General features: G+C 63.1%; 15 protein-coding genes. 7 read left to right on the top strand and 8 right to left on the bottom strand.

The features are described from left to right. Positions 1 to 13: 13 nt before the first annotated feature. Positions 14 to 709 (bottom strand): alpha/beta hydrolase, encoded by a 696-nt coding sequence (locus ACTJJX_RS24885; protein WP_003119904.1) that lies wholly within the window; start codon positions 707 to 709, stop codon positions 14 to 16. Positions 710 to 1,057: 348 nt separating this feature from the next. Here ACTJJX_RS24885 and ACTJJX_RS24880 point away from each other — a divergent pair, with 348 nt between their 5' ends. Beyond that, positions 1,058 to 1,249: a hypothetical protein gene (locus ACTJJX_RS24880; protein ID WP_003099127.1), complete on the top strand. Its 192-nt coding sequence runs from the start codon at positions 1,058 to 1,060 to the stop codon at positions 1,247 to 1,249. Positions 1,250 to 1,263: 14 nt separating this feature from the next. Here ACTJJX_RS24880 and ACTJJX_RS24875 read toward each other — a convergent pair whose 3' ends face one another. Continuing rightward, positions 1,264 to 1,452, bottom strand: a complete 189-nt coding sequence (locus tag ACTJJX_RS24875) for a hypothetical protein (RefSeq protein WP_003090821.1) — start codon at positions 1,450 to 1,452, stop codon at positions 1,264 to 1,266. A 269-nt stretch (positions 1,453 to 1,721) separates the two neighbouring features. Here ACTJJX_RS24875 and ACTJJX_RS24870 point away from each other — a divergent pair, with 269 nt between their 5' ends. Beyond that, positions 1,722 to 1,931 carry a hypothetical protein gene (locus ACTJJX_RS24870; protein WP_003090820.1) on the top strand — a complete coding sequence of 70 codons (210 nt, stop codon included), beginning with the start codon at positions 1,722 to 1,724 and terminating at the stop codon, positions 1,929 to 1,931. A gap of 111 nt (positions 1,932 to 2,042) precedes the next feature. Then, the gene (locus ACTJJX_RS24865) at positions 2,043 to 2,387 is read left to right on the top strand and encodes a cupin domain-containing protein (protein WP_003090818.1); all 345 of its coding nucleotides are present in this window, start codon (positions 2,043 to 2,045) and stop codon (positions 2,385 to 2,387) included. 42 nt (positions 2,388 to 2,429) lie between these two features. Here ACTJJX_RS24865 and ACTJJX_RS24860 read toward each other — a convergent pair whose 3' ends face one another. Both ACTJJX_RS24860 and ACTJJX_RS24855 read right to left on the bottom strand, forming a co-directional pair. After that, positions 2,430 to 2,801, bottom strand: a complete 372-nt coding sequence (locus tag ACTJJX_RS24860) for a hypothetical protein (RefSeq protein ID WP_003160518.1) — start codon at positions 2,799 to 2,801, stop codon at positions 2,430 to 2,432. Between the two features lie 156 nt (positions 2,802 to 2,957). Then, entirely contained in the window at positions 2,958 to 4,235 is a 1,278-nt protein-coding gene (locus tag ACTJJX_RS24855) for an OprD family porin (protein ID WP_003099122.1), read from the bottom strand. Between the two features lie 364 nt (positions 4,236 to 4,599). Between ACTJJX_RS24855 and ACTJJX_RS24850 the strand changes: the two genes are divergently transcribed. Next, the gene (locus ACTJJX_RS24850) at positions 4,600 to 4,914 is read left to right on the top strand and encodes a hypothetical protein (protein ID WP_003143770.1); all 315 of its coding nucleotides are present in this window, start codon (positions 4,600 to 4,602) and stop codon (positions 4,912 to 4,914) included. A gap of 210 nt (positions 4,915 to 5,124) precedes the next feature. Here ACTJJX_RS24850 and ACTJJX_RS24845 read toward each other — a convergent pair whose 3' ends face one another. Continuing rightward, complete coding sequence (locus tag ACTJJX_RS24845) at positions 5,125 to 6,012, bottom strand: LysR family transcriptional regulator (protein ID WP_003099119.1); 888 nt, start codon at positions 6,010 to 6,012, stop codon at positions 5,125 to 5,127. 102 nt (positions 6,013 to 6,114) lie between these two features. Between ACTJJX_RS24845 and ACTJJX_RS24840 the strand changes: the two genes are divergently transcribed. After that, entirely contained in the window at positions 6,115 to 6,558 is a 444-nt protein-coding gene (locus ACTJJX_RS24840) for a PACE efflux transporter (RefSeq protein ID WP_016852711.1), read from the top strand. Between the two features lie 186 nt (positions 6,559 to 6,744). Continuing rightward, entirely contained in the window at positions 6,745 to 7,131 is a 387-nt protein-coding gene (locus ACTJJX_RS24835) for a 3-isopropylmalate dehydratase large subunit (protein WP_016852712.1), read from the top strand. A gap of 52 nt (positions 7,132 to 7,183) precedes the next feature. Here ACTJJX_RS24835 and eco read toward each other — a convergent pair whose 3' ends face one another. Both eco and ACTJJX_RS24825 read right to left on the bottom strand, forming a co-directional pair. Continuing rightward, positions 7,184 to 7,654, bottom strand: coding sequence for a serine protease inhibitor ecotin (gene eco, locus ACTJJX_RS24830; RefSeq protein ID WP_003090808.1), 471 nt, complete (start codon positions 7,652 to 7,654; stop codon positions 7,184 to 7,186). Positions 7,655 to 8,001: 347 nt separating this feature from the next. Further along, entirely contained in the window at positions 8,002 to 8,232 is a 231-nt protein-coding gene (locus ACTJJX_RS24825; protein WP_003090806.1) for a DUF2789 domain-containing protein, read from the bottom strand. 178 nt (positions 8,233 to 8,410) lie between these two features. Here ACTJJX_RS24825 and ACTJJX_RS24820 point away from each other — a divergent pair, with 178 nt between their 5' ends. Next, positions 8,411 to 8,608: a hypothetical protein gene (locus ACTJJX_RS24820; protein ID WP_003090804.1), complete on the top strand. Its 198-nt coding sequence runs from the start codon at positions 8,411 to 8,413 to the stop codon at positions 8,606 to 8,608. 65 nt (positions 8,609 to 8,673) lie between these two features. Here ACTJJX_RS24820 and ACTJJX_RS24815 read toward each other — a convergent pair whose 3' ends face one another. After that, on the bottom strand, positions 8,674 to 9,003 hold the full coding sequence (locus ACTJJX_RS24815; RefSeq protein ID WP_003090802.1) for a DUF883 family protein: 330 nt from the start codon (positions 9,001 to 9,003) through the stop codon (positions 8,674 to 8,676). Positions 9,004 to 9,025 lie beyond the last annotated feature (22 nt).

The following is a 9,025-nucleotide window of genomic DNA, read 5'->3' as shown; positions in this document are numbered from 1 at the left end:
GTCCTGCGCGGCGCTAGTGGGCGGTGGCCACGGCGGCCTCGTCGATCAGCGCCGCTACTTCCTTCGCTCGCGAGGCCAGTGACGCGTGGCTGGCATCGAGGGTGACGATCTTCCTCGGTGCGATCCGCGCGGCCATCCGCTCCTGGTTCTCCGGCGCAATCATGCGATCGGCGCTGGAAATCTGGTACCAGGAGGGCTTGCTCTTCCAGGCCGGGCTGCCGATGGCATCGCCGAAAGTGCTGGCCAGCGGAGCCTTCTGGGTGATGCTCATGACCAGCCCTTCGTCCGCAGCGAGATCCTGGCAGAAGCTTTCGTGGAACCTGTCCGCCTTCACCCAGAGATAGCCATCGCTGTCCGGCGCCAGGTTCGCTGCGGCCAGGGGCAAGTGCTCCTGGGTGATGCCACCGGGACTTTCGCCGCTGTCGGGGGCGAAGGCGGCGATATAGACCAGCCCGACCACATTCGGCTGGTTGCCGGCCTCGGTGATCACCGCGCCGCCATAGGAGTGTCCGACCAGCAGGACCGGCCCCTGTTGCTGCGCGATCATCTTGCGCGTCCGCTCGGCATCGTCCGCCAGCGAGGTCAACGGTAGTTCGACGGCATGCAGGTTGTCGTGGCCGAGGCGTTTCAGTTCGAGAATGACCTTGCTCCAGTGGGCGGCGCCGCCCCAGAAGCCGTGGACCAGGATGATCGCAGGCAGGTTGCTCATCGTGTTGCTCCCTTGTGGGTGAGGGTTGCTGGCATGAGACATCGCCCGGCGAGCATACGAGGTCGCGATGGGCGGGCGATAGCGGGAGGCGAGGACGTTCGTCGAAAAGAACAACTCCTTGTTCCGGTAGGCGACGTGATATCGGCACGGCGGTATGTTGCAAGTCCGGACCCGACCGATCGGGTTGTCGCGACGGGCATGGAGGGGTGATCGGTCGGTCGGGTTCGCGTCTTTTCGGGGCACCCGAATCTGAAAAAATCTTGCTTCTCGCCATACCGGGGGAGCGGGGCGGGTAGATTTTCTTCCGAATCCTTCACTTTCTACCCGGTCATGGAAAAAGCTCTGAAATTGGCGTCATGCCTCTACGGCCTGCTGATCCTGCTCAGCCTGGCGATGGTCGCCTTCCTCAGCCAGTTTCCGTTTCTCCTCAGCTCGGGAGCGGAAAACCTCTCGATGTCGATCCTGCCGCTGCTGATCCCGCTGATGGTCGGGCTGGTCGTCTGCGAGGCGGTGCGGGCGGTGGTGCCGAAGAAGCGCTAGGCGCGGCGCCGGGATCAGCGGCCGAGAATGCGCTGGCGGCGCAGCCGGTACTGCTCGTAGGGAAGGCCCTGGCGGTTCAGCTCTTCCAGCTGGCGTTCGCTGGCGCTGCGGGAAAACGATTCCTCGACTATCGAGTCCGGCGTGACAGGCTGTGCGCAGGCGCTGACCAGCAGCACGCCCAGGACCAGGGCAATGCGTGGCATGCGATCTCCATGGACTACGGCAGAAGGGAAAAAAAGGCCATTACCAAGCGGGGGGAGGGTTGGTAATGGCCTGTACAAGGGACATTTGCCAGGCCTTGGGGATCTGGCGAAAAAGACGATATCAAGGGGGAATTTGATTAGCCAGCTAACAAAGTGGAATGAAGTTTTGCGGCAGGCGTAACAATTCTGTCCGAATCGTCATTCTTGCGTCACCGCCGGGACAGAGCGGTTTCGGCAGACTGCGGGGGAGTCGCCGAAGGAGATTCGTCGTGGACGATACGCTCAGGTTCGCCTCGCGCTTGTGCAAGTTCATCGTCGCCGCCAGCTTCCTGCTCGTGGCGGTCGCCAGCCTTTGCCTGTGGTGGACGGGCCAGGCCTACGAATACGCGGCGCTGGCGTTCTTTCCGTTCGCCGTACCCATGCTGCTGCTGATCATGGTCTGCGACCTGCTGGCAGCGCTGAATGGCAGGCGTCGCTGAGTGCCCGGGCCGCCTAGCGCTTTCAGCTAGGCGGATGTCGAACCCAGACAACCGGCACCCCGCGCGTGGCCCTATGGTGAGGCATTCATCCACTGCCTTCCTGGAGCGACCATGTCAGATTTCATCACCGTACTGCGCGATACCTGTCCCGTACCCGTGCTGGACGCCACCAAGTGGAAGCGGATCGACGGCGATCCGCATACCGTCAACCTCAACGCATACGCCTCGGCGGACGGCAGCAAGCTGATGGGCACCTGGATCTGCACGCCGGGCAAGTGGGAGGTGAACTACGAACGCTGGGAGTTCTGCCACTTCCTCGACGGCTACTGCATCATCACCCCGGAAGGCGAGCAGCCGGTGCACCTGAGGGCGGGCGACGTATTCGTCATCGAGCCGGGCCTGCGTGGTACCTGGGAGGTAGTGGAGACGGTGCGCAAGTACTTCGTCTTCGCCTGACGGTATTGCCCCACGTCCGGGATGCCTGCCGGACGTCGCGCCTCAGTCCTGGTGGACGATGCGGCGGATGGTGCCGCCGCAGGACTGGTAGCAACTGCGGTACTCGTCCTGGCAGTCGTCGCCGAAATCGAAGTTGCGCTGCGGGTAGGGGCAGGACTTGCGCTTCTTCTTGTCGCTGTTCTGCATGCAGTAGTTGTAGGCCGTGCTCTGCGCCTGGTAGAGCGCCTCGTCCTGGCGCTGCTGCAGCTTGGCGAGGGTCTTGCACTGGCGCTTCTCGGCATTGCACTGGCTCACGCAGTGCAGGCCGGCATCGCTGGTCGGCGGAATGTAGGAGTAGCTGACGCTAGGGCCGCAACCGCCGAGCAGCAGGGCAAGACCGAGGAGGGGGAGCAGAAGGTGTTTCCGGAACGGCATTGTCGATATCGATAAGCAATGGCAAGCGAGAGCGAATGCTATCACTGGCTTTCCGAAGCTGTACGGCTCTACCCGATAAGGTTGAACTGGCGCACGAAACGCAAAAAAGAAAACCCCGGGACTGGCCCGGGGTTCTCGTCGCGCTCGCAGGTTCGATCAGAACACGCTGAACGGGTACTCGACGAAGGCACGGATTTCGTTGCCGTCGTCGTTGTACGAGCGAGCGTCGTTGGAGACACGCAGGAACGAGCTGCGCAGACGCAGGGTGAGGTCCTTGGCCGGACCGCTCTGCACCACGTACTGGACCTGGTTGAAGATCTCGCGCTCCTTGCCGTTGCTGGTCTCGGCGGTCTTGATGTTGTCGCCGCGCACGTAGGCTACGCGGTAGGTCAGGCCGGGCACGCCGTACTTGGCGAAGTCCAGGGCGTAGCTGACCTGCCAGGAACGCTCGTCCTCGGCGTTGAAGTCCGACCAGTAGGAGTTGGCCAGCCAGATGGTGGTGCCGCCGTCGCCGATGCCGCCGGCGTTCTGGTACCAGCCGTAGTTGTAGCCGGTGTCGCCGGTGTTGCGCTGGTGGGCGATCATGAAGGTGTGGGCGTCGATGGTGTAGGACGCCGCCAGGCTCCAGATCTTGTTGTCGCGGTTACCGTTGAAGTTCTGGTCGGCGAAGTCGCTGTCCAGCTTGGTGCGATAGCCGTTGAAGTCGAAGTTCAGCGACTGGTCGGCCTGCAGCGGGATGGTGTAGTTCAGGTTGATGTACTGCTTCTTCAGTACGTCCTCGACGTCGGAAGCGTACAGCGAGGCGTTGAAGTGATCGGTGAAGGCGTACTTGCCGCCGAACACGTTGATGCTCTTCAGGCCGCCGCTGTCGCGCCCTTCGGCGCTCTTGCGGGATTCCGCGGTGAAGCGACCGGCGTTCAGCTCCAGGCCCTCGATCTCCTTGGAGGTGATCAGGGTGCCGCTGTAGCTTTCCGGGAGCAGGCGCGAGTTGTCGTAGCTGAGCACCGGCAGGCTGGGCATCTGGTCGCCGTACTTGAGCACGGTGTTGGAGATGCGGAACTTCACCGCCGCGCCGCCCTTGGACAGATCGTCCGCCGCGGAGCCGCTGTCGCCCTGCTTGAAGAAGTCGATACCGGCGGCGCCGCTACGACCCTTGCCGCCGTCCAGGCGTACCGCGTACAGGCCGAACGCGTCGACACCGACGCCCACCGTCCCCTGGGTGAAGCCGGAGGTGAAGGTGGCAGTGGCGGCCTGGCCCCACTCGGCCTTGTCCTGCCGGCCATGTTTGTAGTCACGGCTGATGTAGCCATTGCGGAAGAACAGATCGAGGTGGCTGTCCTCGACAAACCCCTTTGCTGCTTCTTGGTCATTGGCCATCGCCTGGCTTGCAGTCGCGATGCCCAGTGCCAGCAGGCAAATCCTTTTCTTCAACATCTTATTGTTCCTGGTTGTTGGCTTGATGTGCGCTGAAATTGAAGGAAGCGCAAGGTTCGAAGTGCACGGGAGTCATTTGTCCCATTTACCGTGCGTGGCGGTTCTGGATTCTTGTTTCTCCCGTTGGCGGCGCAACAATACCAGAACATTGTTCGATCCAAGAAAGCTTCGAGTCATTTGCTAATAACCAAAGTGCAAGGAAAGCCCCTTCCATCGGCTCTGAATCGGGCGTTGCCGGATCGCTTCGTCATGCGCCTGCAATATCAACCTTATCGATAAGTACCATGCCGCGAAGTCGCTGCAGTTCTCGCTTTGGGCGGTGATACCGTCGAATCGTGAACGGATCGACAAAGAGGGACGTGACATGAAGATTCTTATCGCTGTATTCGCCGCCCTGGCCCTGTCCGCCTGTGCCTCGCCTCCCGCTTCGAACGCCCCGGCGCTGGCCGCCAGCACCAGCAAGGCTCCCTACGATTACGCGATGTGCGTCTTGCCCAAGTGGCAACGCCAGGCGCCCGGCGTGGCGCTGGTGGAGGAAGGCCGCGGCTATCGCCTGGCGGACGCCGGTCAGTGGCTGGAGGTGCAGCCGGCGGGGGGTGGCAGCCTGGTGCGAATCCATGATCAGCAGCCCTGGGTCACCCGCGGGGCCTTCATCGATGCGGCCAGGACCTGTTCCTGAGCCGCGAGGAAGAGGGAAGAGCTCCGGCCCCCCTAGCATGAAGTGTCCGGAGCTCTACGGCCGCAAACGGAGGATGGCCGCAGAACGATCATCTGCCTATGGCCGGCGCTGCGCTTGATCGAGATCAAGTACTGGAGGCCGGGGAGCCGGCGTGTGCGGCGATTCGCGTGACGGGTCTCGTTTTTTCTGTGAAGTGCATTGCATAACGCTTCAATCGGGACGGGTGGCCAGCATGCCAACCAGTTCCTGGGCGGCCTTGCGCAATGGCTGGTTTTTCAGCCAGATAGCGTGGACAGGCAGTTTCAGCTCGTTCTTGGTATTCCTGAAGTCCAGGCGTACCAGCCTTCCCGTTGCCAGCAGCGGCGCGACCCGGGACAACGGGAAATTGCCCCAGCCGATCCCCGCCTCGACCATTTCCAGCGCCGTGCCCAGGCTGTCGGTGCGCCAGCAGGCGCCGGCAATCAGCGGACGGGTGTCGGCCAACGGCAGGTCGCAACTGGCCACCAGGATCTGCCGCACGTTCACCAGCTCTTCCAGGTACAGCGCCTGCCCCGGCTTCTGCAGGGCGGGATGGCGCGGCGAGATGGTCGCGACCAGCGATTCCGCGCCGACATACTGGAAGCGCTCCTGCGGGTTCACGCTGATGCCGGCGAATCCGAAGCACAGGCTGATGCGGCCGCCATGGAGCAGGGCGAGGGCATCGTCCTGCGCCGCGCTGAGCACCTCGACATCGAGCAGCGGGTAGCGCTCGGAAAGGGTGCGGAGGGCGCCGAACAGCCGCCCGCTGTCGATGTCCGCAACCACGCCGAGCGACAGGCGGCTTTCCAATCCCTGGGAGAGTTCCAGCGCATGCACCTGCAACTGAGCGAGCTGCTCGGCGATCATCCGCGCTTGCGGTGCCAGGGCCCTGGCCAGCGCCGTAGGACGGGCTTCGCGGTGGGTTCGCTCGAAAAGGGCGAAACCCAGCTCCGCCTCCAGGTTGGCGATGCCCATGCTCACCGCCGAAGGCACTCGACCCAAGGCACGGGCGGCGCCGGAAAAGGAGCCGCGGTCGAGGACGGCGAGGAACAGCTCGATGGTATCGCTGGAAAAGTTCATGGCAATTCTCCTATCAGCAGATCTGAAAGCTGCTGACTTTTTCTGTCAAGAAAATTGATCCAACCTTGCCCGCCCTTCCGCTATCACGCCCGAGAGGTCCACGTGCAAGGCATCAAGCGCAAACTGGTCTACGTGACCGCCTACGAATTGATCGGGATGAGTATCTCGACCCTGGGGCTGGCCCTGCTCGCCGGTTCCACGCCCACTACCACCGGCCCCCTGGCGGTGGTGATTACCACCGTCGCGGTGACCTGGAACTTCATCTACAACTGCCTGTTCGAGTTCTGGGAGCGGCGCCAGGCCGTGCGCGGACGCAGCGTTGCGCGGCGGGTGGCGCACGCCATCGGCTTCCAGCTGACCCTGGTGGTCTACCTGATCCCGCTGATCGCCTGGTGGATGGGGATTTCCCTGCTGGAGGCGTTCTGGCTGGACCTGGCGCTGATCGTCCTGATCCCGTGCTACACCTTCCTCTTCAACTGGGCCTTCGATCGCCTGTTCGGCCTCCCGACTTCCGCGTTGCCGGCCGGCGAGGTGGCCTCCGTCTGAGGATTTTTTTTCTTCAGCGCCATTCGCGCTCGCCTTGGCCGGGGCAAATCGCCTACCTTAGACGGACGTGCGCTGTGGTGCCGGTTCAGGGAGGAAGTACGACCGCAAGCCATGAAGGTCTGCCCCGGCGAGGATGGGGTACGGCATTTCGATGAACGGATTGGGGTCACTATGCGGATTTTGGGGATGCTACTGGGGGCCGTCTTGCTGGCGGGTTGTTCGACATCGACGCCCTCGCTCGACGAGACGGACCAGGTACCGAAGGAGCGTTTGTACAACTACCAGTTCCGTGACGACGGCGACGCCTTCCTGGTGGTTTCCCGGGACCGCGAGTTCCTCGGCAGCGTCTGCAATACCCGCTTGATCATCGATAGCCGCCTGGCCGCCGAGATCCAGGCTGGCGAGAGCGCGCGTTTCCGTCTTCCGGCGGGGCTGCGGGTGGTATCCGTGCAGGGCGATGGGATCTGCCGCGGCGAGGCGCCCAAGCAGGTGGTGCATGTGCAGAACGGGCAGACCACGCATTACCGGATCACCGTGGACTCCGGCCTGAACATCGGCCTGGCGCCGGGCTGAAGCCGGCGCAACGAAAAAAGCCGCCCGTGGGCGGCTTTTTCATGCGCGGCGTTTATTCGCTGACCGCTTTCTCGACCTTTTCGGACGCCGACCAGATCCGATAGCGGACCTCCACGTCCTTCGGCGCATAGACCACGATCGGCAGCTTGCTGTTGTAGCGCAGCAGGAAGCCTTCGCCGACCACCGGGATGAAGCGCTGCTCCTTCTTCTGGCCGGGGCAGGCCATCATCGTGCTCATCGGCCCGCTGACCTTGTCCAGGCGGTAGTAGGAGTAGCCCCAGCCTTCCAGGGTATGTTCTTCCAGCTCGCCGCCCAGGCGCTGCTGGTTGCAGTCGGCCTCGAGGGTCTTGCCGGCGATGATCTCGACCTTGAATGCGTCTTCCGCGTCCTGTTTCGGCAGGTGGATGACCTGGCGGGTGAAGCCGGCATCTGCCTTCGGGTAGGGAACCTTTTCATCCAGTTTGGCGGCCATGGCGGTGCTGGAAAGAGCGGCAACGCCGGCGGCGATCAGTAGTGCTTTCATGTCCTTGAGGTTCTCCTTACGTGGTAACGCGAGCAGGGTAAGACACCGAGGCACGGGTGAAAAGTTCAGTGGGGGACGTAACGGAATGTTCCATGTCCTGGGCCAGCCGGTCGGGGCACGGCCGAATCGCGGGCAAAAAAAAGACCATCTGCGGGGGGAGGGCGATGGTCTTCAAAGGAGCGTCGGGGACTTGGGGTTCTCCCGACGCCGCTACGATCTCACGCCGCTCCGCTGGGGAAAAATGCTTTGGACTGATAGTGGCTATCGATGCCGGTGACTTGAAATTCCCCGCCAACTCATAGCAAGTTCCGCACGATAGAGCCGTCAGCGCATCAGTTTGCGTTTTTTCAGCGGGTCAGTTGCAAGGCCAGTTCATCGACCTGTTCGGCCCAGTCGGAGTCCTCGGCCAGGGCCTCGCGCAGGAAGCTGGCCTGGGCAGGGTTCCAGAATGGCGCATCGGGCAGCGCCGTGCCCTCCTCGAGGTGGTGCCGGGCGAGAAAGGCGACGATGTCGTCCCGCCCAGCGGGGAGCCCCAACTGGCGGAACAGGTTGGAAAAGGTGTGCGGGCTGGTGTCCATGACGGTTCCTCCTGGATTCGCTGTTTTTCCACTATAGCCGGCGGGACGGCAGGGCCGCCGTGGGAGCCGGGGGTGGGTAATTTTGTCGCAGATGAAAAAGACTGTTGTGCGCGGCGTGCTTCATGGCGAAGGGGCGGGCGCTTATTATTAGCAAGCTAATGATAACCGGAGTCAGCCTATGTCCAGAATCGAAGTCGCCGTGCTGGTGGGGACGTCCGTTCCCGAATCGCTGCGCAGCAAGGGATTGCTGGCCTGTTGGATCCTGATGGTGGACGGCGCCATGTGGGCCGGCCCCTTCACCAGCCGTGACGAGGCGGAAGCCTTGAAGGGAACCTGGGAACTGAGTTGGCCGCTGGAGGCGGCGATCTCCGCCTGAGCCAAGGCCCTTGCCTTGCCGAAAAGCCCGCCGAGCGCGGGCTTTCTGTTGCCTGCGGAAACGCCCTAGCGGCGGCCCACCAGCAGGCCGAGGAGGAAGCCGGCGCCGGCCGATACGGCGATGGTCTGCCAGGGATGGTCCTCGACGTATTCCTCGGTCGCTTCGGCGGCCGCCTGGCTGCGTTGCACCACGCCGCGGCGGGTGCGCTCGATGGCGTCGCGACCACGATGCAGCACGGAATTGATCTGTTCACGCAGGTTCGCGCCCTCCTTGCCGGCCAGGCTGCCGGTGCCGCTCATCAACTGGTCCACCTCGGCGATCAGGTCCTGCAGTTCGGCCATGGCCTGGTCCTGGATAGCCTGCTTGGCGCGAGCGGAGCGGGTTTTCAGAGTCATGTCGGTCTCCTTGACGAGGATG

It is taken from the genome of Pseudomonas sp. 22490 (assembly GCF_052044465.1).
In the GTDB taxonomy this organism is placed as follows: domain Bacteria; phylum Pseudomonadota; class Gammaproteobacteria; order Pseudomonadales; family Pseudomonadaceae; genus Pseudomonas; species Pseudomonas aeruginosa.
Note: the sequence above shows the minus strand (reverse complement) of the source record. Positions and strands in the feature narration are given on the sequence as shown.

Coding starts and splice junctions, on each gene's coding strand:
- eco (WP_003090808.1), bottom strand. CDS start 7,654: ATGAAAGCACTACTGATCGCCGCCGGCGTTGCCGCTCTTTCCAGCACC.
- ACTJJX_RS24845 (WP_003099119.1), bottom strand. CDS start 6,012: ATGAACTTTTCCAGCGATACCATCGAGCTGTTCCTCGCCGTCCTCGAC.
- ACTJJX_RS24865 (WP_003090818.1), top strand. CDS start 2,043: ATGTCAGATTTCATCACCGTACTGCGCGATACCTGTCCCGTACCCGTG.
- ACTJJX_RS24815 (WP_003090802.1), bottom strand. CDS start 9,003: ATGACTCTGAAAACCCGCTCCGCTCGCGCCAAGCAGGCTATCCAGGAC.
- ACTJJX_RS24850 (WP_003143770.1), top strand. CDS start 4,600: ATGAAGATTCTTATCGCTGTATTCGCCGCCCTGGCCCTGTCCGCCTGT.
- ACTJJX_RS24825 (WP_003090806.1), bottom strand. CDS start 8,232: ATGGACACCAGCCCGCACACCTTTTCCAACCTGTTCCGCCAGTTGGGG.
- ACTJJX_RS24875 (WP_003090821.1), bottom strand. CDS start 1,452: ATGCCACGCATTGCCCTGGTCCTGGGCGTGCTGCTGGTCAGCGCCTGC.
- ACTJJX_RS24885 (WP_003119904.1), bottom strand. CDS start 709: ATGAGCAACCTGCCTGCGATCATCCTGGTCCACGGCTTCTGGGGCGGC.
- ACTJJX_RS24860 (WP_003160518.1), bottom strand. CDS start 2,801: ATGCCGTTCCGGAAACACCTTCTGCTCCCCCTCCTCGGTCTTGCCCTG.
- ACTJJX_RS24835 (WP_016852712.1), top strand. CDS start 6,745: ATGCTACTGGGGGCCGTCTTGCTGGCGGGTTGTTCGACATCGACGCCC.
- ACTJJX_RS24855 (WP_003099122.1), bottom strand. CDS start 4,235: ATGTTGAAGAAAAGGATTTGCCTGCTGGCACTGGGCATCGCGACTGCA.
- ACTJJX_RS24820 (WP_003090804.1), top strand. CDS start 8,411: ATGTCCAGAATCGAAGTCGCCGTGCTGGTGGGGACGTCCGTTCCCGAA.